Below are 22,871 nucleotides of genomic sequence, written 5' to 3' on the forward strand. Positions count from 1 at the left end.
TTTCTCATCGTGTGACGGCGTTGCCGTTGACGGTCAGCTGCGCAAAGCGCTGCGCGCCGTCCTGCGTCAGGTCTGAGGTGACCGGCTTGATGTGATCGAGCCCGATCACGGCGCCCCGCGGCGTACCGGAGATAACGTTGTTGCCGACCATCGCCGTGCCTGCGCCTGGGACGACCGACACGCCCACGCCCGCCAGGGCGTTGCGGATCACGTTGCCGGAAATGACCACGTCGCGCAGATAGCGGCCCCAGCCGGCGACGATGCCGTAGGACGGGGCGTTCTCGACCACGTTGCCGGTCACCGCGGAGTCCGCCTCGACATAGATGCCGATGCCGGCATCGTCGTCGGGTGCTGTGCCGATCGGCCGCTTCGAGATGAGGTTGCGGATGATGTTGCCCTGGACCACGGCGATGCGGCCGCCTTCGTTGAAGTTGCAGACGGAGACGCCGAAGGCGGCGCCGTCCACCGTATTACCCGAAATCACGGCACCTTCGAACGCGAACTCCGAGTAGAGCGCGACCTCGCGCACGTCGCTGACGCTGTTGCCGACGATCTGGATGTTCGAGGCCGAGTTGCCGCGCACCGCCGAGTAGTCGCAATTCCTGATGCGGTTGCCACTGATGATGACGTTGCCGGCGCGAAAGGCGTTGATGGCATTGCCGTACTGGCCCGAGCCGCCGGGGCCGGCCTTGATGTCCGCGATGAAGTTGTCGAGCACCATGGTGCCGTCGTCGCCGATCGCGGTGCGCAGGATCTCGATGCCGTTGTCGCGCGTGCCCTTGATGGTGTTGCGCGACACGATCAGGCCGAGGGCATCGAACGACACGATCGCGGTGACGGCGACATCGGTCAGGACGTTGCCGCTGACATCGCCGGAGACCTGCTCGAGCCAGATGCCGCTGCCGCCGGAGCGCGTGACCTCGCAGTCCTGGACCCTGACATCGTTGCCGGCTGCAACGTGAAGCAGGCCGCGCCGCTGGGGCAGGGCGATGCCGCCGCCGTCGAGCGCGATGCCGCTGATGCCGAGGCCATCGGCGCCTTCTGCCGAGAGCAGCGACGGGCCGCCGCCGGTGAACACGAGCTTCGTGGCGCCGCGGACGCCGACCAACTGGCTGCCTTTGGCGAGCCTGAGCATCGAGGTCCGGTAGGTGCCCGGCGGCAGCGCCAGCGGCGCCTGCGCCCGCGCCGCCTCGTCGATCGCGCGCTGCAGGGCACGGGTCTGGTCATCCGGGCTGTTGGGCTTGACGCCAAATTGGGTGGCGTCGCGGCCGAGCGTGGAGATCAGCGGGACAGCCTGCGCGGGCTCGCTCGGCAGCGCCAGCGCGCCGGCGGCGCCGGCCGCGGAAGCTCCGAGCAGGTTGCGGCGGTTGACGTGCATGATGTCAGGCTCGCGTTGGTCAGCTCTCGTTGCCGAGATAACGCAAAAGCGCTCACGGCCGGCTTTGGCGGACGGTCGCAGGAGCTGTTTGTTGCGGGTAGGGTTAAATCTTTACGCTTGGCCTGGATGCCGCGCCAGCTTCACCAGCTCCATCAGCATGGCTTCGCCGGCATCGACCAGCGCGTCCAGCGTGATGCGGGGGCTGCCTTGTGGCAGTACCGTGCCGGAGCGCGGCAGCGGCGGGATGTGGATGAAGGCGGCGAGCCGCGGGCCGTCGGCGGCCCTGGTCGCCTCGATCGCGCGCCAGCTCAGATAGTTGCAAAGATAGCTGCCGGCATCGCGCGAAGCCCGCGCATCGATGCCGGTAGCGCGTGCCGCGCGCAGCAGTCGCGCCATGTGCGGGCCGAAGGAGATCGGATGCGCGCCCGGGACGATCAGGCCCTTGCGCGCGACGTGGCGGTCGGCATCGGGAAAGGTGGTGGTGACTGCGTTGCGGGCACGGGTCTCGATCCGCAGATAGGATGTTCGTCCCGCGAGGCCGAACATCAACAGCGCATGCGGGCGCCGCTCGGCGATCAATGCGGGCAGCTCGCGATCGACGGTGTCGTAGGTCACGTGAAAGACGTGGCTGGTGATGTCGACGTCGTCCAGCGCCGGGCGCCGCAGCTCCGACAGCCGCCTCACCAGCGGCATGGTGGGGTTGGACGGCGCGCCGGGGAACGGGCCGAATCCGGTGATCAGGATGCGCGTTCGCTCGCTCAACTCAGCATCTCCGCGAGCTGCTCGGCGGCCAGCGCCGGCGCGACGCGGCCCTCGGCGACATCGCTCTCCAGCTTCTTCACCTTCGCGCGGATCGACGGGTCGGTGCGCAGCCGGGCCATCAGGCGCTGCTCCAGCATGGTCCACATCCATTTCACCTGCTGGTCGCGGCGGCGCGCGGCGAACTCGCCGGACGCGACCATCGCCTTGCGATGATCGATCACCTTCTGCCACAGCTCGGCGATGCCCGTGCCTGATATCGCGGAGTAGGTGACGACCGGCGGATGCCAGTGCTCGGAGCGCGGGCTGAGCAGATGCAGCGCGCCGCGATAGTCGGCGGCGGTGATGTTGGCGCGCTTGATGTTGTCGCCATCGGCCTTGTTGATCGCGATCATGTCGGCGAGTTCGACCAGGCCCTTCTTGATGCCCTGCAGCTCGTCGCCGCCGCCGGGCAGCATCAGCGCAAGGAAAAAGTCGGTCATGTCGCAGACCGCGGTCTCGGACTGGCCGATGCCGACGGTCTCGACCAGGATCACGTCGAAGCCCGCAGCCTCGCACAGCAGCATCGCCTCGCGCGTCTTGGCGGCGACGCCGCCGAGCGTGCCGGAGGAGGGCGAGGGGCGGATGAAGGCGTGCTCGTGATGGGACAATCGCGCCATCCGCGTCTTGTCGCCGAGGATCGAACCGCCGGTGCGCGCGGAGGACGGGTCGACCGCGAGCACCGCGACCTTGTGGCCCTGTCCGATCAGGTACATGCCGAGCGCATCGATCGTGGTCGACTTGCCGACGCCGGGCGAGCCGGTGATGCCGACGCGGATCGCGTGCCCCGTCTGCGGCAGCAGCGCCTGCACCAGATCGCGCGCGGCGGCCTGATGATCGGCGCGCCGGCTCTCGACCAGCGTGATCGCGCGCGCCAGCGCGGCGCGGCTGCCGGTGCGGATGGCATCGGCCAATGAGGTGGTGTCGGTGCCCCGCGAGATCATTCTACTTCAAGTCGGTGAGCTTGCCGCTGACGAACGTTTTCAAAGCCGGAAGCTCACCGGCGACGACATCCCAAACGACGGCAACGTCGGTGGTGTGATAGGCATGCCGCAGCAGGTTTCCGAAGTCGATCATTTTCCGCCAGTGGATAGTCGGACTCTCGCTCTTGATGCTGTCGGGAATGTTGCGGGAGGCCTCGTAAATGATCTCGAGCAGGCGCTCTGTCGCCAGGCGCAACAGGCGGTCAGAGCTGAAGGCCGCGAGATCGACACCGGCGACAAGCTGTTCGATTTCCGCAATGGCTTCGGCAATGTCCCGTAGCCGGTCTTCGACGGTCGGAGGCATCTCAAAACACCTCGATCAGGTCATCGGCAATTCGATCGACGATCCGCCGCTTTAACCGCGCTCGTTGCGTGATTTGGACGCGCAGTCCGATGTCGTCCTCGATGAGGTGCTGGGCCTTGAAGTGATCGAAGGCGGGAGGGAATCCGGGGGGCGTGGTTTCAACGAGAACGTCGAGGTCGCTGTCGGGACGGGCGTCGCCGCGCGCACGCGAACCGAACAGCGACAGTCGCGTGATGCCGGCCTTTCGCAGGGCCGGCGCAAGGGCCTGCAGCCGGCCGATGATCGTCATGAGGCGAATGTCAGCGACGTCGTTCATGAGGACAGTCTAGCATATCCAGCCATCGGCTGCACGGCCGCCGGTTGGCTTCACTGGTCTTCCGCATCCCCCTTCGGCCTGGCGCCGCCGAAGATCGCCTGGCCCTCCGGTGACAGATACGGCTTCAGCGTCTCCCACGGCACGAAGGCGACGTACTGGCCTTCGGCGTAGGGGCCGACCGCGTAAGGCGGGTAGTGGAAGGTCAGGCCGGAGCTCTTTCCGGCCTCCGTGGAGGGAGCGAGCGTCACGGCGCCGATCTTCAGCAGCTTCGGCTCCAGCCCCTTGAACCATTCGGCGGTCGCCGTCTCCGTGGCGTCGCGCTTCTTTTTCTCGGCCTTCAGCGACGTGATCACCGCATTCAGCATCGCCTTCATCGTGGGGCCGTTGTCGGCGGTGTCGGTGAAGAACGGGCGGATGCTGATCGGCTTGGCCGCGGACTTGTCCCAAAGGATGGTGTTGACGTCGCTGTTGGGATGCGCGGCGCGCGTGTCCATGTAGTCGTCCCGGAGGATGCTGACGTAGCGGTCGGCGACCACCGAGCGCACGGAATATCTGCGCTCGAACGACCACTTGCCGTCGCGGAACGTTTCCGGATCTTCCTTGCGCTCCTTGGCGGCGTCGGCGGCGTTCTTGTCGATCCATTTCTTGCCGTCGGCGAGGCAGTAGGCGGCGAGCGGCGCGTCCGCCCTGATCCGGGCATCGAGCGTCACGTTCGCCTCGACCGCCTTCGTGTTGATGCTGGCGTCCGGCTTGGGATCGGCGGCAAGGGCGGGTGCGAACGAAAACAGGCCAAGGATTGCAGCAACGCAAAGTGTCGAACGGGTCATGGCTATCAATATCCAGCGGATGAAGATGCGTATCGCCAGGGAATGCTGAGGTTCATCTGCAAAAACGTAGCGGCGCACGATCTGACGATCGTACGCCGGAGAACTGCGCTCGCGGATTCGAAAGACTATTCCGCTGCCTGGCTGTGGCCGAGCCGCGCGTTGAGTTTGTGGATCAGTTCCTCGGCGGCGTCGGCGATCACGGTGCCCGGCGGGAAGATCGCTTCCGCGCCGGACTTGTACAGCGCGTCGTAATCCTGCGGCGGCACCACGCCGCCGACGATGATCATGATGTCCTCGCGGCCCTGCTTCTTGAGCGCGGCCTTGAGCTCCGGCACCGCGGTGAGATGCGCGGCGGCGAGCGACGACACGCCGAGAATGTGGACGTCGTTCTCGACGGCCTGCCTCGCCGCCTCGTCGGCGGTGGCGAACAGCGGCCCGATGTCGACGTCGAAGCCGATGTCGGCGAAAGCGGACGCGATCACCTTCTGGCCGCGGTCGTGGCCGTCCTGGCCGATCTTGGCGACGAGGATGCGCGGCCGGCGGCCTTCCGCCTCCTCGAACGCCTCGATCAGCGCCTGCAGCTTCTCGGCTTTGCCGGACATGGCGGCGATCTCCCGCTTGTAGACGCCGGTGATGGACTTGATCTCGGCGCGGTGGCGGCCGAACACCTTTTCCAGCGCGTCGGAGATCTCGCCGACGGTGGCCTTGGCGCGCGCGGCGTCGATCGCGAGCGCCAGCAGGTTGCCGTTGCCGTCGCCGGCCGAGCGCGTCAGCGCCGCCAGCGCCGCGTCGACCTCGGCCTGCTTGCGCTCGGACTTCAGCCGCGACAGCTTGTCGATCTGCAGCCGGCGCACGGTGGAATTGTCGACCTTGAGAACGTCGAGCGGCGGCTCGTCGGTCGGCTTGTACTTGTTGACGCCGATGACGGACTGGCGGCCGGTGTCGATCCGCGCCTGGGTCTTGGCCGAGGCCTCCTCGATGCGCAGCTTCGGCACGCCGGCCTCGATCGCCTTGGCCATGCCGCCGAGCTCCTCGATCTCCTGGATGTGGCCCCAGGCCTTCGCGGCGAGATCGCGGGTGAGACGCTCGACGTAGTACGAGCCGCCCCAGGGATCGATGATCCGGGTGGTGCCGCTCTCCTGCTGCAGGAACAATTGCGTGTTGCGGGCGATGCGCGCGGAGAAGTCGGTGGGCAGCGCCAGCGCCTCGTCGAGCGCGTTGGTGTGCAGCGACTGGGTGTGGCCTTGCGTGGCGGCCATCGCTTCGACCGCGGTGCGCACCACGTTGTTGTAGACGTCCTGCGCGGTCAGCGACCAGCCCGAGGTCTGGCTGTGCGTGCGCAGCGACAGCGAGCGCGCGTCCTTCGGATTGAACGGCTTCAGGAGCTTGGCCCACAGAAGCCGCGCGGCGCGGAGCTTGGCGACCTCCATGAAGAAGTTCATGCCGATCGCCCAGAAGAACGACAGCCGCGGCGCGAAGCGGTCGACGTCGAGCCCGGCCGCGATGCCGGCGCGCAGATATTCGACGCCGTCGGCGAGCGTGTAGGCGAGCTCGAGGTCCTGCGTCGCGCCGGCCTCCTGCATGTGATAGCCGGAGATCGAGATCGAGTTGAACTTCGGCATCCGCTGCGAGGTGAAGGCGAAGATATCGGAGATGATCCGCATCGAGGGCGAGGGCGGATAGATGTAGGTGTTGCGCACCATGAACTCTTTCAGAATGTCGTTCTGAATGGTGCCCGACAGCTTCTCCGGCGGCACGCCTTGTTCTTCGGCGGCGACGACGAACAGCGCGAGGATCGGCAGCACCGCGCCGTTCATGGTCATCGACACGCTCATCTGGTCGAGCGGAATGCCGGCGAACAAGGTGCGCATGTCGTAGATCGAGTCGATCGCGACGCCGGCCATGCCGACGTCGCCGCCGACGCGCGGATGATCGGAATCATAGCCGCGATGGGTGGCGAGATCGAACGCGACCGACAGGCCCTTCTGGCCGGCGGCGAGGTTGCGCCGGTAGAAGGCGTTGGAATCCTCGGCCGTGGAGAAGCCGGCATATTGCCGGACGGTCCAGGGCTGGTTGACATACATGGTCGGGTAGGGACCGCGCAGATAGGGCGCGATGCCGGGCCAGGTATCGAGGAAGTCGATGCCGGCGAGATCGGCCTCGCCATAGGCCGGTTTCACCGGGATGCCTTCCGGCGTCAGCCACGGCTCGGCGGCGCCGGCGGGCGCGGGAGCTGCGATGGGTTCGAATGCGATGGCGCTGAAATCAGGAATGCGGCTCATGGCCTCGTGTCCTCATCGCTTAGTCATGATCCGGATGCTGATGGCTGACGATACCAGCCATCTTCTCCGGTCCGTAGTTCTGCTGCGTGGTCTGGCTCGGCAGGTTGGCGATCGCGACCACCCAGCCGAGCCGCGACTCCGAGCCATATTGCCGCGTCGGCACCACCCGGTCCGGCCGGTCGAAGGTCCCGGTCATGATCTCGATGCGCGGTCCGTCGATACGGCGAAAGCTCAGGGGCGTGCCGCATTGGCTGCAGAAGTCGCGCATCGCGATCGAGGAGGAATGGAACGCGGCCGGCTGACCGCGGGTCCAGGCGAAGCTCTCATTGTTGATTTCGGCGAACGACGCGAACGGCGCGCCCGAAGCCTTCTGGCACATCCGACAATGGCAGATGCTGACCTTGCTCGGCGCCGACATCAGCGCGTAGCGGATCGCGCCGCATTGGCAGCCGCCGGTGAGGACGGGTTTGCTTTCGTCGGTCATGCTGACTCCAGATGCGCGTAGGCGTCCGCGAGCGTCTTCAATGCGTCGCCGCCGGCAAAGACGAAGCTGCCGATGCCGGCCTCGCGCAGCGCAGCTTCCTGTTCGCCGCCGCGGCCTGCCAGATAGATATGTCGCGCGCCGGCGGCCTGAAGGGCCTTGGCAGCGGGAACCGCGGCGTCGGCATAGACCTTGTCGGACGAGCAGAGGCAGGCGATCGCGGCGCCGGAGGCGCGGTAGGCATCTGCGAGCGCGGCCGGATCGGCGCCGCCCTGGCCGTCGATCGCGGCGATACCGCCGGCCTCGAAGAAGCTGCGGGCGAAGGTGGCGCGCGCGGTGAAGTCGGCGGCGGTGCCGAGATTGGCGAGGAACACCGAGGGGCGCTGTCCCTGGCGCTCCAACAGCGCGTCCGAGCGATCACGCAGCTTCTCGAAACCGTCCGCGAGACGGATCGGCGCGAGCGCGGCGAAGGTGAGCGAAGCCTTGTCGATCGGTTGCGGCGCCACCGGTGCGAGCGCTTCGACCGCGACCGCGGCCTCGTTGAGATTTGGAAACTCGCTGGCGCCGGTCAGCACGTCGCGGCGCCTCGCGATGTTGGCATCCCGCACCGCCTTGACCGCGGCGACCTTGGACTGGATCAGCCCGGTCTGCAGAGCCGCGCCCACGCCGCCGGCCTTCTCGATCTCCTGGAACAGGGCCCAGGCGGCGCTGCACAGCTCGCTGGTCAGCGCCTCGACGCCGCCAGCGCCGGCGGCCGGATCGGCCACACGGGCGAGGTTGCTTTCCTCCAGCAGCACCAGTTGCGTGTTGCGGGCGACGCGGCGCGCGAACGCGTCGGGCAGGCCGAGCGCGGTCGTATGCGGCAGCACCGTCACGGCGTTGGCGCCGCCGAGCCCGGCCGCGAACACGGCGATGGTGGCGCGCAGCATGTTCACGTAAGGATCGCGCCGGGTGAGCATGCGCCACGCCGTCTCGCCCGAGATGAAGAGCGGCTTCGGTGCCAGCCCGCACGCCTCCTCGACGCGTGCCCACAGCCGGCGCAGGCTGCGGAATTTCGCCAGCGTGAGGAACTGATCGGTGTCGGCGGCGAGCCGGCCATAGATCATGCCGCGCGCGGTCTCGAGCGCGATGCCTTCGGCTTCGAGCGCCCGCAGATAGGCGACACCAGAGGCGAGCACGAAGGCGAGCTCCTGCGCCTCCGATCCGCCGGCGTCGTGCACGACGCGGCCGTCGGCGGCGAAGAACGGGCCTTTGAAGCCGGCCTCGTGCAGCTGCCTGACCAGCGCGCCCGAATTGCCGCCGAGCGTCGATGCGTCATGCGTGCTTGCGCCGCGAACAGCGGCGTCCCCGATCGGATCGAGGCCGAACCGGATGTCGCAGGCCGCGGCCGCGATGCAGCGCTGCTTGACGATATCGGCGACGAGCGAGGCGGGCGAGAGCGAGTCACCGAGCTGCAATTCGATTGCAATCGCAGCATCGAGATGCACGCCGTCGAGCGCGCGCGCCACCGCGTCGGCGTTGGCGGCGAGGCCAAAGCCATGCGCGGCATTCGAGCCGGCAAATACCAGCGACAAACCGGTCGCGCCGCTCTCGAGGTCGATCAGCGCCTGCGCATTGGCCTTGGCCGGATCGGGATGATCGACGCGCTGCATGATCTGCCACGGCGCTGATGGTGCGCGGCCCGCGACCGGCGCGGCATGCTTGGCGCGCGGATAGATCGGCTGGATTTCGAGCCCGTCATAGGTCTTGCCAACCAGCTTCTCGAAGGCCGCACCCTTCAGCACGCCATCGACCAGCTTGCGCCAGTCCGCCTCGCCGGCCGGAGCGAAATCGGCCGCCAGTCGCAGATCGTCGGTCTCGGTCGTCATGTCGGCACGCGTCTCCCGGGGCGTCTGTTATCGCGATTGTTGTGGCGCAAAATGCCACGTCAGGGCGGCCAAGCCAAACGGTTGTTTGGCCGGAGATGTCAGCTATTCGGCTGACGGCAGCGGCCGGATTCCGTCGCGCGAAACGGCGAGCACGGCCTCGTCGACGCGGCGCCCGGCAATCCGTCGCGCCGGCACGATCTCGGACAACGGCACCAGCACGAAGCCGCGTTCGAACAGCCGGGGGTGCGGCAGCGTCAGATCGGGCGTGTCGACCGCGATGTCGTCATAGGCGATCAGATCGAGGTCGAGCGTCCGCGGACCCCAACGCGTCTCTTGCGCGCGATCGCGGCCGAACATGCGTTCGACCGCGTGCAGAGCGCTGAGCAGCCGCCGTGGGGGCATCGCGGTTGCGATCTCGATGCAGGCATTGATGAAGGGCGGCTGCTGCTCCTCGCCCCAAGGCGGCGTGGTGTAGTCGGACGACCGCGCAACGAGCGCAGCCGAGGCACGCGCGCAGATCTCCGGAATGGCGCGCCGGAACGTCGCCCTGACGTCGCCGACATTGCCGCCGAGAGCAACCAGCGCGCTTGCCATCGCCGTCACGGATGTCGCGAGCGCGTCAGCACGACGCCGACATCCTCGAAGATGGCGGCGATCGGCGCATGCGGCTTGTGCACCGTGACCTTGACGGCGCGAATGCGGGCGAAGGTCGACAGGATCGCATCGGCGACCGCGCCGGCCGCGCGTTCGAGCAGGCGGTAGTTGGTGTCCTTGAACGCCGCCGTCGCCGTCTCCACCACGTCGGAATAAGACACGGTGTCGGCGAGGCGGTCGCTGCGCGAGGAGTCCGACAGATCGGTGTAGAGTTCGAGGTCGATGACGAAGCGCTGGCCGACCTCGCTCTCATGCTCCATCACGCCATGACGCGCGTGGATGAGAACGCCCTTGATGAAGATCGTATCGGTCATCGCAGTGCCTCGATTGCCGCGGTCACGCGCACGGCCTGAACCGTCTCGACGACGTCATGCGCCCGGATGATTGCAGCACCGCGCCGAGCCGCAATCAGATGCGCCGCGATCGAGCCGCCGAGCCGCTCCTGCGGCTCCGACGCCACCACGGTGCTGATGAAACGTTTTCGCGATGCGCCGACCAGCAGCGGCAGCCCGAAGCGTGCGAATGCATCGAGCCGGGCCAGCGCCGTCATGCTCTGCTGCGGCGTCTTGCCGAAGCCGATACCGGGATCGAGCACGATGTTCCCAATGGAGATGCCGGCCTTGGCCGCGATGTCCAGCGAGCGCGTGAAGAAGCCCAGCATGTCTTCGATGATGTCGATCTCCGGATCGACGGCAGCACGGTTGTGCATCACCACGACCGGCGCGCCATGCGCGGCGACGACCGCGGCCATCGCGGGATCGCGCTGCAGGCCCCACACATCATTGGCGATTGCGGCACCATGGTCCAGCGCGTAACCTGCAACTTGAGATTTCATGCTGTCGATCGACACGGGCACGCCGAGTGCGACGATCGCAGGCAGGATCGGCTGCAGGCGCGCCAGTTCCTCCTCGGCTGTGACCGGCACCGCGCCCTTGTAGGGGCGGGTCGACTCGGCGCCGATGTCGATGATGTCGGCGCCGGCCGCGATCATGCGCTCGGCCTGCGCGATCGCCCGTTCCGGCGCATCGAAACGGCCGCCGTCCGAGAACGAATCCGGTGTGACGTTGAGAATGCCCATCACCGCCGGGAATGGACGCGAAAGCCACGGCCGCAGCAGCGGGTGGCTCGACGCGAGGTCCGGGGCGGAGTGCGGCGAAATGGCGCTCATGGGCGCCGCTTTGCGCGGTTGGCACCGTCAAGTCAAGGTGTCGCACTGCACAAGCGCGGTCAATCCAGAGGGCGATCAATAGCTGATCTTCGGCTCCAGCCGCCGCGCCTTTTCGATGAGCTGGCCGACCGACTTCTCCGACGGCAGGATGCGAACCAGCTTCCGCCGGGTGTTCACTTCCTTGATGTTCTGCGCCAGCCGGGCCGGATTGCGGTGCGCCAGCTCGCGCACGGTGGTCACGCCGGCTGCGCGGACGAGGCAGACCTTGGCCTTGCCCATGCCGGGAATGCGCATGTAATCGGCGGCGTTTGCCCAATCGAGCAGTTGCTGCTCGCTGATGCCGGTCTTGGCGGCCAGCGCCTTGCGCCCTTTCACGGTCCGGGCGGCTTCGAGAAATGCGTCGGTGGTCCGGATGCCCAAAGCTTTCAGCTTGGCGGCATAGAAGGTCGTCATGCCTTCGAGTTCGGTGATCGGATATGTCATGATACTCGGCGCGCGCGAAGGTGCTTCAGATGATCTGGCCCAGGCGGTCGGGCTTGGGGCAACCGGCTCAGGCCGGGTGTGCCTGTCGCGATCGTGCCAACTGATCGGCTTCGATTTGGTCGCGGCCGAACGCAAAAAGTTCACCGGCTGACGGCTGCTGCCCCTGCCGTCGCCATCCAATATCGCTGAGGAGGTCAGGCCCGATGCCGATGATTTCAGCCACGACTTTACTGATGCCGGCCGTTCTGGCCAGCGGCTCAATCAACTCGCTCATGTGAACCCCGTCTCATCCGGTCCCCCACGACCGGACGTCCTCTCGCTGAATTCATCTTGATCGGACGATCCGTGAATTACAAGCGAGGAGCCGGCTTGGTGCGCGAATCGATTCGCGATCGACGATGAACTGTTGCAGCGATGCAAGACCGGATGTTGAATCTACGTACCAAACGTGCGCATCGCGCGGCACCAATGCTAAGAAAAGTGCGTGCCGTGCGAAGAGGTGAGGCACCCTGACGCTGGTTCCAGCTCGCGAAACTCAACTATGTTATCGTACGCGATGCTCCGCACCACGTGTGATGCGAAACATTCTCTCTCGAAAGATGGATCATCATGGCACCATCCGGAAAACCCCTGGCTGATACCGACGACAAGATCTTCGTGGGTGCCGGCGAGCAGCCGGCCTGGTTGACACTGGCGCTTGCCAATCGCCATGGACTGGTCACCGGCGCGACCGGCACCGGCAAGACGGTCTCGCTGCAGGTGATGGCCGAAGGTTTTGCCCGTGCCGGTGTTCCGGTCTTCGCCTCCGATATCAAAGGTGATCTCTCGGGCATTTCGCAAACCGGCGAAGCGAAGGACTTCATCCTCAAGCGCGCCACCGAGCTCGGCCTCACCTATCAACCCGATCAGTTCTCGACGGTATTTTGGGATGTGTTCGGCGAGCAGGGGCATCCGGTGCGCGCCACCGTCACCGAGATGGGACCGCTGCTGCTGGCGCGGATGCTCGACCTGAACGATGTCCAGGAAGGTGTGCTTAACGTCGCGTTCCGCGTGGCCGACGAGAACGGCCTCGCCCTGATCGACATGAAGGATCTGCGCGCGCTGCTCGACGCCATCATTCCGGAAGCCAAGAAGGGCGCGGATGCGGACGCCGACCCTCTGGCGCCGATCCGGAAGGCGGCGCAGTCGTTCGGCAATGTCACGCGCGCGACCGTCGGCACGATCCAGCGGCAGTTGCTCGTGCTCGAGAACCAGGGCGGCACGAAGTTCTTCGGCGAACCGGCGCTGGCGCTCACCGACTTCATGAAGACCGACCGCGACGGCCGCGGCATGATCAACATCCTCGTCGCCGACAGGCTGCTGGAGAGCCCGCGACTCTACGCGACGTTCCTGCTCTGGATGCTGTCCGAGCTGTTCGAGGAACTGCCGGAGGTCGGCGACGTCGCCAAGCCGAAGCTGGTCTTCTTTTTCGACGAGGCGCATCTGTTGTTCAATGATGCGCCGAAGGCGCTGATGGACAAGATCGAGCAGGTGGTGCGGCTGATCCGGTCGAAGGGTGTCGGCGTCTACTTCGTCACGCAGAATCCGCTCGATGTTCCGGACCGGGTGCTCGGGCAATTGGGCAATCGCGTGCAGCACGCGCTGCGCGCCTTCACGCCGCGCGACCAGAAGGCGGTGGCCGCCGCCGCCGACACTTTCCGTCCCAACCCCAAGCTCGATACCGCGAAGGTGATCACGGAACTCGGCAAGGGCGAGGCGCTGGTGTCGTTCCTGGAGGGCAACGGCACACCGGCGATGGTGGAGCGCGTCCTGATCCGGCCGCCCTCGGCGCGGATCGGACCCGTGACGCCGGAGGAACGCAAGGCGGTCATCGCCGCGAGCCCGGTCAAGGGCAAATACGACACCGCGATCGACGCCGAGTCCGCCTACGAGCTGCTGCAGAAGCGGATCGCGGGAAACGCCGTGACGACGGCAGCCTCCTCCGGCGGCGTGCTCGGCAAGATCGGCGACATCGCCGCGACGATCTTCGGCACCAACGTCAAGCGCGGCCAGCTCTCGACCACGCAGGTGATCGCGCGCAACGTCGCCCGCTCGGTCTCCGACAAGGTGGTGGGCGGGATCGCGGCCGATCTCGGCAAGCAGGTCGGTGGCTCCTTGGGCAGTTCGATCGGCCGATCCCTCGTGCGTGGCGCGCTCGGTGGACTGCTGCGGCGTTGAGATGATGTCGTGTTTCCGGTCGGCGTGATGGCCTTGCCATGTCATCGGCCGACTTGGGACGCAGGCGGCATTCACTGCCTTTGCATGAGGCTGGCCCGGACCGCGCAACGGAGCTACAAGCGGGCCAATAGCCGTTACATGCGAAGGATCCGGTGGCCATGGCCAATGCGCAGCTTCAATCCGTTCTCGATCACATCGATGCCGATTTCGACAACAGCCTGGAACGGCTGTTTGCGCTGATCCGCATCAAGTCGATCTCGGCCGATCCGGCCTTTGCTGACGATTGCAGGGTGGCGGCCGACCACCTCGCCAAGGATCTTGCGACGCTCGGCTTTGCGACCGAGGTGCGCCCGACCGCTGGCCATCCGGCCGTGGTCGGCAAGAGCAACGGTCATGGCGCCGCCAAGCCGCATGTCCTGTTCTATGGTCATTACGACGTGCAGCCGGTCGATCCGCTCGACCTGTGGCACCGGCCGCCGTTCGAGCCTGTGGTCGCCGATCACGCCGACGGCCGCAAGATCATCGTCGCGCGCGGCGCCGAGGACGACAAGGGCCAACTGATGACCTTCGTCGAGGCCTGTCGCGCCTGGAAGAAGGTGACGGGCGCGCTGCCGCTCGACATCACCATGCTGATCGAAGGCGAGGAGGAGGTCGGCTCCAAGAACTTCGTGCCGTTCCTCGAGGCCAACAAGGACGAGTTCAAGGCCGATTTCGCGCTGGTCTGCGACACCGGCATGTGGGACCCGAACACGCCGGCGATCACCACCTCGTTGCGCGGCCTGCTCTATGAGGAGATCAAGATCAAGGCCGCCAATCGCGACCTGCATTCCGGCGTGTTCGGCGGCGGCGCGCGCAATCCGATCCGCGTGCTGACCGAAGTGCTTGGCGGCCTGTTCGACGCCGACGGCCGCATCACCATTCCCGGCTTCTATGATGGCGTGAAGGACGTTCCGCCTGAGGTGCTGGAGCAGTGGAAGAAGCTGAACCTGACGCCCGAGAGCTTTCTCAAGCCGATCGGCCTGTCGATTCCCGCCGGCGAGAAGGATCGTCTGCTGATCGAGCAGATCTCGTCGCGACCGACCTGCGACATCAACGGCATCTGGGGCGGCTATATCGGCGAGGGCTCCAAGACCGTGATCCCGTCGCTGGCGCATGCGAAGGTCTCGTTCCGCCTCGTCGAGGGCCAGGACCCGCTGAAGATCCGCAAGGCGTTCCGCGACTACGTCTCGGCGCGCATTCCCGGCGACTGCTCGGTCGAGTTCGGCGATCATTCGGCGGGCGCTGCGATCGCGCTCGACTGGACCATGAAGCCGCTGGCGGCTGCCAAGCAGGCGCTGACCGAGGAGTGGGGCAAGGAGACCATTCTGATGGGATCGGGCGCCTCGATCCCGATCGTCACCGATTTCAAGAGGACGCTCGGTCTCGATTCACTGCTGGTCGGCTTCGGCCTCGACGACGACAACATTCATTCGCCGAATGAGAAGTACGACCTGAAGAGCTACCACAAGGGCATCCGCTCCTGGGCCCGCATCCTCGCCGCGCTCGCGGAGATGCCACGGTAGGGCGACAGGGGCTCGCTGTCCGTCGCCCGCATGAGCGAAGCGCCATGCGGGGTCAACGCAGCAGGGTGTGAGAACCCGGATGTCGCTTCGCTCATCCGGGCCACGATGGCGCTGGTCCTTGTCCTGAGGCTGAGCTCACGCAGCGCTGGCGACCGAGCTCGCGGTCGGGTCGCTGCCGGCGATCTTGCGCAGCGCTGCGAGGTTGGCCTCGGCGGAGGCCAGCCGCCAGCAGGACTTGCCGCTCGACTTCGCTTCATACAATGCGGCGTCCGCCGCGAACAGCAGGGCTTCCGGATCGGTGCCGTGCTCGGGCGCGACGGCAATGCCGATGCTGATGCCGATCTGGACATGCGCGCCGCCCGGCATGGCCATCGGCGCGGTCATCACCTCGATGATGCGCTCGCCGAGCGCCAGCGCGTGGTCGATCGCCGGATCACCGGCGAGCACGACGAATTCGTCGCCGCCGATCCGGGCGATGACGTCGTCGGGAGCGGCGGTCTGCCGCAGCGTCCGGCCGACGATCTTCAGCAGCTCATCGCCTGCGGCATGACCGAAGGTGTCGTTGACCGGCTTGAAGCCATCGAGGTCGAGATACAGGACGGCAAAGCTGCGATCGCCGCCGGCGTTGAGCCTGCTCTGCAGCGCATCGATCAGGCCGGCGCGATTGGACAGACCCGTGAGCGGATCGAGCCGCGCCCGCTCGTCGCTCTCGCGTTTGGCCTGCATCACCGCCACCAGCATCCTGTTGAGCCGGAACGCCGCGCCGGTCATGGCGAGGAAGTAGACCGGCATCTGCAGATACATCGCGAACAACAGCGGCTCATGCGACGTCGCGACGCCGGGGATAACGGGGCCGATGCTGAACAGGATCATCGTGCCGACGAGGCGCGGCGCGCTGAAATTGCGAAAGCAGATGCCGCCCACCATGGCGGCCGAGGAGATGCAGGTCAGTGACGCGGCCACCCAGTCGCCGGACGCGAGGCTGATGCCGACGCCGAAGCCGACGCTGGCGCTCCAGGCCACCGACAGCAGGATGTGGATGTCGGTCGGCGTCGCCAGCCGCTCGCGCGCGCGGCGGTAGGCGATCATCATCACGACCAGCCGCGACAGGCAGACCGCGACCTCGAGCACGAACCAGGTGATGAACAGCGGGCTCGGCGTGCGCAGCGCAAGCGCAGCAGCAACGGCGACGGTGTTGATGGCGCCGCCGGCGAACACCGACCAGCAGCCGTAGAGCTCGCCGGTCAATGCGCCGCGGATATCTGATGACACCGGATATCCCGGGTCGGCCAGCCAGCGCGTCACGCGCCAGCGTGGCAAACTGAACGACAAACCATCACCCCGCATTTCAATACCTCCGCGGGGTTGCACTAACCGCGAGGGCACTTAACACGCGTTTATGGAGGTATCGGCGTCTCGCTGCATGCTTGATGCACGGTAAAAATTTACTCCACGTGGTATGCGCAGCTCACAGCGAACTGAAGTTGAATTCTCAGCCCGAGGTCCGGGCACGCGCGCGTTCTTCGGCGACCGGCGCGACCTCCACTGTCGCATTGCCGAGCGCGCGGTCGCGCTCGAACACGAGACGGACGCGCTGTCCGACCGGCGTGAGGCCGATTAGGTTGCGCACCTGCGTGGCGCTGCGCACCGGCATGTCGTTCGCCTTCACGATGATGTCGCCCTTGCGCAGCCCCGCGCGTTCGGCCGGCGAGCCCACGGTGACGTCGGCGACGCGCGCGCCTTGAATGCGGCCATCGGCCGGCGCGTCGAGGTCGAGCAGGGTCACGCCGATGCGGCCGCGATCGACGCGGCCGTTCGCGACGAGCTGCTCCATCACCCGTCGCGCCATGTTGATCGGCACCGCGAAGCCGATGCCGACATTGCCTCCGCCGGGCGAGATGATCGCGGTGTTGATGCCGACCAGCTCGCCGCGCAGATTGATCAGCGCGCCGCCGGAATTGCCGGGATTGATCGCCGCGTCGGTCTGGATGAAATCCTCGTAGCCCTGCTTGCCCAGGCCCGTGCGTCCGAGCGCGCTGACGAGGCCCGAGGTGACCGTCTGGCCGAGGCCGAACGGGTTGCCGACCGCGATCACGAAGTCGCCGACCTCGAGCGCGTCGCTGTCGCCGAGTGCGATGGCCCTGAGCTCGATCGGGTCCCTGATCTGCAGCAGCGCGATGTCGGTGGCGGGATCGCGCCCGACCAGGCGGGCGGCGAATTTGCGGCCATCCTTGGTGCGGATCTGCGCTGTCGTGACGTGTTCGACGACGTGGTTGGCCGTCATCACGTAGCCGCGCTGCGCATCGACGATGACGCCGGAGCCGGTCGCGCTGATCTGCTTCTCGACCTGCTTCGGCACGTCGAAGAACTCGCGGAACAGCGGGTCCTGGTAGAGCGGGTTGTCCTGGCGGACCTTGCCCTCGACCGAGATGTTGACGACGGCCGGCGTCACCTCCTTGACCAGCGGCGCGAGCGTCGGCACCCGGCCGAGCTTGAGATCGGGAATTTGGGCCAAGGCAGGCCCAGTCATCAGGCAAAGCAGGATGGCAGGCGCCAGGACGGCCCGGAGAGAAGGCGGAAGCTGCATCGTGATCCCCAACAAGCGCGATCAGGATTTTTTGGCGACGACAGAGCTGGGAAGGCGGCCGGCCCGGTTCAAGAGCCGGGCTGGCAATCGTTCCCCGAGAGTGCCAAAAAATTTGCGTGACCCTCTTGAACGAAAAGTTCGGCTTTCCTAGGTCGTTGCTCGCCCGGGGGCCTGATGGGACCCGAGGCTTATGACATCGCTGATCTGTAAAGGAGGATGTGCATGCATTTCCGTCCATTGCACGACCGCGTGCTCGTGCGCCGCATCGATGCCGAGGAGAAGACCAAGGGCGGCATCATCATTCCCGACACCGCGAAGGAGAAGCCGCAGGAGGGCGAGATCGTTGCCGCGGGTCCGGGGGCGCGGAACGAGCAGGGGCAGCAGGTCGCCCTCGGCGTCAAGCCGGGAGACCGCGTGTTGTTCGCGAAGTGGTCGGGCACCGAGGTCAAGATCGACGGCAAGGATCTCCTGATCATGAAGGAGAGCGACCTGCTCGGCATCATCGACGCGCCCGCCGCGGCGAAGAAGGCCGCCTGATCCCCAACTGACAGTCATCGAAGGAAAGGAGACGATGAACATGGCTGCCAAGGACGTGAAGTTTTCCACCGACGCGCGCGACCGCATGCTGCGCGGCGTCGACATCCTCGCCAATGCCGTGAAGGTCACGCTCGGCCCCAGGGGCCGCAATGTCGTGATCGAGAAATCGTTCGGCGCGCCGCGCATCACCAAGGACGGCGTCACGGTCGCCAAGGAGATCGAGCTGGAGGACAAGTTCGAGAACATGGGCGCGCAGATGGTGCGCGAGGTGGCCTCGAAGACCGCCGATCTCGCCGGCGACGGCACCACGACCGCCACCGTGCTCGCCCAGGCCATCGTGAAGGAGGGCGCCAAGTCGGTGGCCGCCGGCATGAACCCGATGGATCTCAAGCGCGGCATTGATCTCGCCGTCGACGCGATCGTCGCGGACCTCAAGGCGCACGCCAGGAAGATCACCAGCAACGACGAGATCGCCCAGGTCGGCACCATCTCGGCCAATGGCGACAATGAGATCGGGCGTTTCCTCGCCGAGGCCATGCAGAAGGTCGGCAACGAGGGCGTGATCACGGTCGAGGAGGCCAAGAGCCTCGATACCGAGCTGGAAGTGGTCGAGGGCATGCAGTTCGACCGCGGCTATGTCTCGCCGTACTTCGTCACCAACTCCGAGAAGATGCGGGTCGAGCTCGAGGATCCCTACATCCTGATCCACGAGAAGAAGCTGTCGGGCTTGCAGACCATGCTGCCGCTGCTCGAGGCCGTGGTGCAGTCGGGCAAGCCGCTGCTGATCGTGGCTGAAGACGTCGAGGGCGAGGCGCTGGCGACCCTGGTCGTCAACAAGCTGCGTGGCGGCCTGAAGATCGCGGCCGTCAAGGCGCCGGGCTTCGGCGATCGCCGCAAGGCGATGCTGGAGGACATCGCGATCCTCACCGGCGGCACGACCATCTCCGAGGATCTCGGCATCAAGCTGGAGAACGTGACCCTGTCGATGCTCGGCCGCGCCAAGAAGGTCGTGATCGACAAGGAGAACACCACCATCGTCGACGGCGCCGGCAAGAAGGCCGACATCGAGGCCCGCGCGCAGCAGATCAAGCTGCAGATCGAGGAGACCACCTCCGACTACGACCGCGAGAAGCTGCAGGAGCGGCTGGCCAAGCTCGCCGGCGGCGTCGCGGTGATCCGGGTCGGCGGCGCCACCGAGGTCGAGGTCAAGGAGCGCAAGGACCGCGTCGACGATGCGCTGCACGCCACCCGCGCCGCGGTGGAGGAGGGCATCCTGCCCGGCGGCGGCGTGGCGCTGCTGCGCGCCACCAAGGTGCTCGACGGCGTCAAGACCGCCAATGCCGACCAGAAGGCCGGCGTCGACATCGTCCGCCGCGCCATCCAGGTGCCGGTGCGGCAGATCGTGCAGAACGCCGGGGAGGACGGCTCGCTGGTGGTCGGCAAGCTCCTGGAGAAGGATGCCTATGGTTGGGGCTTCAACGCCGCGACCGGCGAGTACCAGGATCTGGTGCAGGCCGGCGTGATCGACCCGGCCAAGGTGGTCCGTACCGCGTTGCAGGACGCGGCCTCGGTCGCCTCGCTGCTGATCACCACCGAGGCGCTGGTGGCGGACAAGCCGAAGAAGGCCGACGCCACCGCGGCCGCGCCGTCGATGGACTTCTGATCCGATGCAGCCGGGGGCGGCTGGCCGCAGCCACCCCCGGCTCCCCGAAAGAAATATCGACAAACAACTGATCGCTGCCCCGTGAGGTCGTGGATCGGCCACAACGCGCAGCTATCAATCAGGCCAACGACCGCAATCCGTCCACAACCGGCCACAATTGCATTCGGTGAGCCGGCTGAGAACGGACCGACGGTCGACGGGAGGTGTGGTTGAGCGCTGTCGCGCCGCCCGGTCTCATCAGCAGCGCGAGCTCGCAGGCCCGATCATGCCAGCCTGGCAATACGATCATCCGCCGCCCAACCCGACCTCCGTCATGAGCATGGGCGATCCGCGTCGCTTGACACGGTTTCTGATCGAGAGCGAACAGCGCGTGGTGGCACACTGCCAGGCCGTGCTGTCGCGCGGTGACATCGATCAGCGCGAGCGCGACCGGCTGGTCAGCGTGCTCCGCGAGGCGACGATGCGGCTGCAGCGGCTGTCTGCCGTGGCCGCCTGACGGGTGTTGCGCCGCGAAAAAAGGCTGCGACAAAAAATTCGATCTTCCCCTCTTGAAATGGATATCGGTTGTTCTAATTCGTCTGCTGCCGCTTCGGCGGCGCCGGGTGCCATCAGGGCCTGGTCGAAATCTGGGCGCTGACCGGTTGTCTGGTACTCAGAAGTCTCTTGTACCAAGTCTCTTGGTACTTAGACATCTCCGGGACTTTGAAGTCCGCATCGGCTCGGCGCTCCTTCGTATCCATCTTGCTCTCAGGAGGACTTGGCTATGAGGACCTACGACTTCTCTCCGCTGTGGCGTTCGACCATCGGTTTCGACCGTCTGTTCGATCTGCTCGACGAGACCCAGCGCGCGGTCGAGGACAACTATCCCCCGTACAACATCGAGCGGCTCGGCGACGACCGCTACCAGATTTCGCTGGCGCTGGCGGGGTTCGCGCCGGACGAGCTGTCGATCACCGCCGAGCACAACGTGCTCACGGTGGAAGGACGCAAGGGCGACAAGGAGACCCGCGAATATCTCTATCAAGGCATCTCGTCGCGGCCGTTCAAGCGGCAGTTCAATCTCGCCGACTACGTGCAGGTGACCAACGCGGCGTTCGACAACGGCCTGCTGCGGATCGAGCTCGTGCGCGAGATCCCCGAGGCGATGAAGCCGCGCCGCATCGCCATCGGTACAGTGCCGGTCGAAAAGATCGCGCAGCAGAAGGCGGCCTGACGCCTTGTTCGAGTTGCGGCGCGGGCGGCGTGTCGCCGGCGCCCTTGCAGCATCTGTCTCTTGTGAAAGGAGTGGAAGAGGAGAGACGCCATGAGCGAGCACCGTTTTTCGATCACCGCGGGCAGAGCCGGATTCCATCCGGTCTCGCACTACGAGTCGCCGGCCGACCTGCTGAACGACCGCAAGCTGTCACTGGCCGAGAAGCGGCTGATCCTGTCGTCCTGGGCGTCAGACATGTATGCCGTCGAGTCGCAGCCGGGCCTGCGCAAGATTCCGGGCATCTCCAGGCCGCTGCATCTGGCCGATGTGCTCGGCGCGCTGCGTCAGCTCGACCGCGAGGATCAGCCGCCGCGCCCGCGCGGCGGGGCGGCCATGCGCATCGTTCCGCGCGTCGATGTCGAGGCCGATGGCGCTGCGATGGACAGCACCGCTAGCGGCAGGATGCGGCCCGCCGCCCGCCTGCGGTTCTCGCGCGAGGCCAATGTGCGGCGCTATCGCAAGCTGCTTGCCACCCACCTCGCCGAGCACGAGCGGCGCTTCGTCGAGCGCCGGCTGGCCGAGGAGCTGCAGCAAGTGCACGGCCCGGCCGAGCGGCATGGCTCGGCTCGGGCCGGGTGCTGCTGACGAGGGACATCGCCGGACGAATGAAAACGCCGCCCGGAATTGGGCGGCGTTTGACTCCGAAAAGCGTAGAGGGTGATGGTCCCAGGCTAGCCGATCATCGGCGAAAAATCAATTCCGGTAGCCCGGGTTGACGCGATCGAGCCGGCGCAGCAGCGGCGGCCACACCAACTGATTGGAGCGCAGCTCGACGCGATCCTCGTTGTCGAACAGCTTCGCGTTCTTGTCGATGACCTCGTCGCGCACCGGATAGGCCGAGGGACCGAGCGTGCGGGTGCGCACCTGGATCGAGCAGGCGCGCTCCAGATGATACATGCGCTCGAAGGCGGAGGCGACGGAGCGGCCGACCGTCAGCGTGCCGTGATTGCGCAGCAGCATGTGGTTCTTGCTGCCGAGGTCGTGCTGCAGCCGCGGCCGCTCGTCATGGTCCAGCGCCACGCCTTCATAGTCGTGATAGGCGAGGTCGTGGGTCACGTATTGCGCGATCTGGTTCAGCGGCAGCAGGCCGTCGGCGCAGCTCGACACGGCGACGCCGTCCAGCGTGTGCAGATGGATGACGCAGCCGGCATCCTCGCGCACCTCGTGGATCGCGGAATGGATGGTGAACCCGGCGGGATTGATGCTGTACTCGCTCTCGGACAACTGATTGCCGTAGAGGTCGACCTTGATCAGGCTGGAGGCGGTGATCTCCTCGAACAGCAGGCCATAGGGGTTGATCAGGAAGTGATGCTCGGGGCCGGGCACGCGGGCGGAGATGTGAGTGTCCACCAGGTCGTCCCAGCCGAACAGCGCCACCAGCCGGTAGGCGGCGGCGAGATTGACCCGCTGCGACCATTCGGCCTCGGTCATGTTCGACGGCACTTCCTTGAGGCGCGCTTCGGCTGGCGACATGGCATTCTCCGATTTCCTGGGTTGACCGGAGCCTAAGC

The 22,871-nt window shown here is 66.4% G+C and carries 24 protein-coding genes; 7 read left to right on the forward strand and 17 right to left on the reverse strand.

Translation table 11 applies throughout. The annotated features are described in order from the left end of the window. Positions 1-4: 4 nt before the first annotated feature. The 14 genes from ACQR1X_RS24300 to ACQR1X_RS24365 form a co-directional block, all read right to left on the reverse strand. Positions 5-1,378, reverse strand: a complete 1,374-nt coding sequence (locus tag ACQR1X_RS24300) for a TIGR03808 family TAT-translocated repetitive protein (protein WP_434899713.1) — start codon at positions 1,376-1,378, stop codon at positions 5-7. A 111-nt stretch (positions 1,379-1,489) separates the two neighbouring features. Next, positions 1,490-2,140: a pyroglutamyl-peptidase I gene (locus ACQR1X_RS24305; RefSeq protein ID WP_434899714.1), complete on the reverse strand. Its 651-nt coding sequence runs from the start codon at positions 2,138-2,140 to the stop codon at positions 1,490-1,492. Next, on the reverse strand, positions 2,137-3,120 hold the full coding sequence (gene meaB, locus ACQR1X_RS24310; RefSeq protein ID WP_434899715.1) for a methylmalonyl Co-A mutase-associated GTPase MeaB: 984 nt from the start codon (positions 3,118-3,120) through the stop codon (positions 2,137-2,139). The genes ACQR1X_RS24305 and meaB overlap by 4 nt, the downstream gene beginning before the upstream one ends. A gap of 1 nt (position 3,121) precedes the next feature. Further along, complete coding sequence (locus ACQR1X_RS24315) at positions 3,122-3,463, reverse strand: HepT-like ribonuclease domain-containing protein (protein WP_434899716.1); 342 nt, start codon at positions 3,461-3,463, stop codon at positions 3,122-3,124. Between the two features lies 1 nt (position 3,464). Further along, a complete protein-coding gene (locus tag ACQR1X_RS24320) occupies positions 3,465-3,779 on the reverse strand; it encodes a nucleotidyltransferase family protein (RefSeq protein ID WP_434847190.1) in 315 nt (104 codons plus the stop codon). A 50-nt stretch (positions 3,780-3,829) separates the two neighbouring features. After that, positions 3,830-4,606, reverse strand: coding sequence for a DUF3298 domain-containing protein (locus ACQR1X_RS24325; RefSeq protein WP_434899717.1), 777 nt, complete (start codon positions 4,604-4,606; stop codon positions 3,830-3,832). Positions 4,607-4,731: 125 nt separating this feature from the next. Next, positions 4,732-6,888 (reverse strand): methylmalonyl-CoA mutase, encoded by a 2,157-nt coding sequence (scpA, locus tag ACQR1X_RS24330; RefSeq protein ID WP_434887699.1) that lies wholly within the window; start codon positions 6,886-6,888, stop codon positions 4,732-4,734. A gap of 19 nt (positions 6,889-6,907) precedes the next feature. Then, positions 6,908-7,372: a GFA family protein gene (locus ACQR1X_RS24335; RefSeq protein WP_316218108.1), complete on the reverse strand. Its 465-nt coding sequence runs from the start codon at positions 7,370-7,372 to the stop codon at positions 6,908-6,910. Further along, complete coding sequence (locus ACQR1X_RS24340; RefSeq protein WP_434899718.1) at positions 7,369-9,237, reverse strand: methylmalonyl-CoA mutase family protein; 1,869 nt, start codon at positions 9,235-9,237, stop codon at positions 7,369-7,371. The genes ACQR1X_RS24335 and ACQR1X_RS24340 overlap by 4 nt, the downstream gene beginning before the upstream one ends. Before the next feature lie 102 nt (positions 9,238-9,339). Then, positions 9,340-9,831 (reverse strand): 2-amino-4-hydroxy-6-hydroxymethyldihydropteridine diphosphokinase, encoded by a 492-nt coding sequence (gene folK / locus ACQR1X_RS24345; RefSeq protein ID WP_316218106.1) that lies wholly within the window; start codon positions 9,829-9,831, stop codon positions 9,340-9,342. Positions 9,832-9,836: 5 nt separating this feature from the next. Continuing rightward, complete coding sequence (gene folB / locus ACQR1X_RS24350) at positions 9,837-10,205, reverse strand: dihydroneopterin aldolase (protein WP_315804226.1); 369 nt, start codon at positions 10,203-10,205, stop codon at positions 9,837-9,839. After that, complete coding sequence (folP, locus tag ACQR1X_RS24355; protein ID WP_434899719.1) at positions 10,202-11,059, reverse strand: dihydropteroate synthase; 858 nt, start codon at positions 11,057-11,059, stop codon at positions 10,202-10,204. Before folP ends, folB begins: the two co-directional genes overlap by 4 nt. Positions 11,060-11,134: 75 nt before the next feature. Further along, on the reverse strand, positions 11,135-11,542 hold the full coding sequence (locus ACQR1X_RS24360) for a DUF4332 domain-containing protein (RefSeq protein ID WP_316182561.1): 408 nt from the start codon (positions 11,540-11,542) through the stop codon (positions 11,135-11,137). Between the two features lie 67 nt (positions 11,543-11,609). Beyond that, positions 11,610-11,816: a hypothetical protein gene (locus ACQR1X_RS24365; RefSeq protein WP_315804223.1), complete on the reverse strand. Its 207-nt coding sequence runs from the start codon at positions 11,814-11,816 to the stop codon at positions 11,610-11,612. Between the two features lie 335 nt (positions 11,817-12,151). Between ACQR1X_RS24365 and ACQR1X_RS24370 the strand changes: the two genes are divergently transcribed. Together ACQR1X_RS24370 and ACQR1X_RS24375 are read left to right on the forward strand one after the other, a co-directional pair. Further along, the gene (locus tag ACQR1X_RS24370; RefSeq protein ID WP_434899720.1) at positions 12,152-13,759 is read left to right on the forward strand and encodes a helicase HerA-like domain-containing protein; all 1,608 of its coding nucleotides are present in this window, start codon (positions 12,152-12,154) and stop codon (positions 13,757-13,759) included. 158 nt (positions 13,760-13,917) lie between these two features. Further along, positions 13,918-15,321: a M20/M25/M40 family metallo-hydrolase gene (locus ACQR1X_RS24375; RefSeq protein ID WP_316182567.1), complete on the forward strand. Its 1,404-nt coding sequence runs from the start codon at positions 13,918-13,920 to the stop codon at positions 15,319-15,321. A 135-nt stretch (positions 15,322-15,456) separates the two neighbouring features. Here ACQR1X_RS24375 and ACQR1X_RS24380 read toward each other — a convergent pair whose 3' ends face one another. Together ACQR1X_RS24380 and ACQR1X_RS24385 are read right to left on the reverse strand one after the other, a co-directional pair. Continuing rightward, complete coding sequence (locus ACQR1X_RS24380) at positions 15,457-16,668, reverse strand: GGDEF domain-containing protein (RefSeq protein ID WP_316182569.1); 1,212 nt, start codon at positions 16,666-16,668, stop codon at positions 15,457-15,459. Positions 16,669-16,813: 145 nt separating this feature from the next. After that, a complete protein-coding gene (locus ACQR1X_RS24385) occupies positions 16,814-17,908 on the reverse strand; it encodes a trypsin-like peptidase domain-containing protein (protein WP_434837905.1) in 1,095 nt (364 codons plus the stop codon). Positions 17,909-18,130: 222 nt separating this feature from the next. Here ACQR1X_RS24385 and groES point away from each other — a divergent pair, with 222 nt between their 5' ends. The 5 genes from groES to ACQR1X_RS24410 all read left to right on the forward strand — a co-directional run bounded on the left by groES (position 18,131) and on the right by ACQR1X_RS24410 (position 21,945). Further along, the gene (gene groES, locus ACQR1X_RS24390) at positions 18,131-18,445 is read left to right on the forward strand and encodes a co-chaperone GroES (protein ID WP_316182572.1); all 315 of its coding nucleotides are present in this window, start codon (positions 18,131-18,133) and stop codon (positions 18,443-18,445) included. A gap of 40 nt (positions 18,446-18,485) precedes the next feature. Continuing rightward, a complete protein-coding gene (gene groL, locus ACQR1X_RS24395) occupies positions 18,486-20,108 on the forward strand; it encodes a chaperonin GroEL (protein WP_434899721.1) in 1,623 nt (540 codons plus the stop codon). Positions 20,109-20,373: 265 nt separating this feature from the next. Further along, complete coding sequence (locus ACQR1X_RS24400) at positions 20,374-20,604, forward strand: hypothetical protein (protein ID WP_315716108.1); 231 nt, start codon at positions 20,374-20,376, stop codon at positions 20,602-20,604. Positions 20,605-20,871: 267 nt separating this feature from the next. Next, positions 20,872-21,321 (forward strand): Hsp20 family protein, encoded by a 450-nt coding sequence (locus ACQR1X_RS24405; protein ID WP_315804216.1) that lies wholly within the window; start codon positions 20,872-20,874, stop codon positions 21,319-21,321. Positions 21,322-21,411: 90 nt separating this feature from the next. Continuing rightward, positions 21,412-21,945, forward strand: a complete 534-nt coding sequence (locus ACQR1X_RS24410; RefSeq protein ID WP_434899722.1) for a hypothetical protein — start codon at positions 21,412-21,414, stop codon at positions 21,943-21,945. Positions 21,946-22,053: 108 nt separating this feature from the next. Here ACQR1X_RS24410 and ACQR1X_RS24415 read toward each other — a convergent pair whose 3' ends face one another. Then, entirely contained in the window at positions 22,054-22,833 is a 780-nt protein-coding gene (locus ACQR1X_RS24415; RefSeq protein WP_315804214.1) for a class II aldolase/adducin family protein, read from the reverse strand. Positions 22,834-22,871 lie beyond the last annotated feature (38 nt).

Source organism: Bradyrhizobium sp. HKCCYLRH3073 (assembly GCF_051167995.1).
Classification (GTDB): Bacteria; Pseudomonadota; Alphaproteobacteria; order Rhizobiales; family Xanthobacteraceae; genus Bradyrhizobium.

Excerpts from the sequence above, each read along its gene's own strand:
- meaB (WP_434899715.1), bottom strand. The coding sequence starts at position 3,120 with ATGATCTCGCGGGGCACCGACACCACCTCATTGGCCGATGCCATCCGC.
- ACQR1X_RS24325 (WP_434899717.1), bottom strand. The coding sequence starts at position 4,606 with ATGACCCGTTCGACACTTTGCGTTGCTGCAATCCTTGGCCTGTTTTCG.
- ACQR1X_RS24365 (WP_315804223.1), bottom strand. The coding sequence starts at position 11,816 with ATGAGCGAGTTGATTGAGCCGCTGGCCAGAACGGCCGGCATCAGTAAA.
- ACQR1X_RS24385 (WP_434837905.1), bottom strand. The coding sequence starts at position 17,908 with ATGCAGCTTCCGCCTTCTCTCCGGGCCGTCCTGGCGCCTGCCATCCTG.
- ACQR1X_RS24340 (WP_434899718.1), bottom strand. The coding sequence starts at position 9,237 with ATGACGACCGAGACCGACGATCTGCGACTGGCGGCCGATTTCGCTCCG.
- ACQR1X_RS24335 (WP_316218108.1), bottom strand. The coding sequence starts at position 7,372 with ATGACCGACGAAAGCAAACCCGTCCTCACCGGCGGCTGCCAATGCGGC.
- folK (WP_316218106.1), bottom strand. The coding sequence starts at position 9,831 with ATGGCAAGCGCGCTGGTTGCTCTCGGCGGCAATGTCGGCGACGTCAGG.
- folP (WP_434899719.1), bottom strand. The coding sequence starts at position 11,059 with ATGAGCGCCATTTCGCCGCACTCCGCCCCGGACCTCGCGTCGAGCCAC.
- ACQR1X_RS24410 (WP_434899722.1), top strand. The coding sequence starts at position 21,412 with ATGAGCGAGCACCGTTTTTCGATCACCGCGGGCAGAGCCGGATTCCAT.
- ACQR1X_RS24405 (WP_315804216.1), top strand. The coding sequence starts at position 20,872 with ATGAGGACCTACGACTTCTCTCCGCTGTGGCGTTCGACCATCGGTTTC.
- folB (WP_315804226.1), bottom strand. The coding sequence starts at position 10,205 with ATGACCGATACGATCTTCATCAAGGGCGTTCTCATCCACGCGCGTCAT.
- ACQR1X_RS24375 (WP_316182567.1), top strand. The coding sequence starts at position 13,918 with ATGGCCAATGCGCAGCTTCAATCCGTTCTCGATCACATCGATGCCGAT.
- groES (WP_316182572.1), top strand. The coding sequence starts at position 18,131 with ATGCATTTCCGTCCATTGCACGACCGCGTGCTCGTGCGCCGCATCGAT.
- ACQR1X_RS24400 (WP_315716108.1), top strand. The coding sequence starts at position 20,374 with ATGCCAGCCTGGCAATACGATCATCCGCCGCCCAACCCGACCTCCGTC.
- groL (WP_434899721.1), top strand. The coding sequence starts at position 18,486 with ATGGCTGCCAAGGACGTGAAGTTTTCCACCGACGCGCGCGACCGCATG.
- ACQR1X_RS24360 (WP_316182561.1), bottom strand. The coding sequence starts at position 11,542 with ATGACATATCCGATCACCGAACTCGAAGGCATGACGACCTTCTATGCC.
- ACQR1X_RS24315 (WP_434899716.1), bottom strand. The coding sequence starts at position 3,463 with ATGCCTCCGACCGTCGAAGACCGGCTACGGGACATTGCCGAAGCCATT.
- scpA (WP_434887699.1), bottom strand. The coding sequence starts at position 6,888 with ATGAGCCGCATTCCTGATTTCAGCGCCATCGCATTCGAACCCATCGCA.
- ACQR1X_RS24370 (WP_434899720.1), top strand. The coding sequence starts at position 12,152 with ATGGCACCATCCGGAAAACCCCTGGCTGATACCGACGACAAGATCTTC.
- ACQR1X_RS24320 (WP_434847190.1), bottom strand. The coding sequence starts at position 3,779 with ATGAACGACGTCGCTGACATTCGCCTCATGACGATCATCGGCCGGCTG.
- ACQR1X_RS24300 (WP_434899713.1), bottom strand. The coding sequence starts at position 1,378 with ATGCACGTCAACCGCCGCAACCTGCTCGGAGCTTCCGCGGCCGGCGCC.
- ACQR1X_RS24380 (WP_316182569.1), bottom strand. The coding sequence starts at position 16,668 with ATGCGGGGTGATGGTTTGTCGTTCAGTTTGCCACGCTGGCGCGTGACG.
- ACQR1X_RS24415 (WP_315804214.1), bottom strand. The coding sequence starts at position 22,833 with ATGTCGCCAGCCGAAGCGCGCCTCAAGGAAGTGCCGTCGAACATGACC.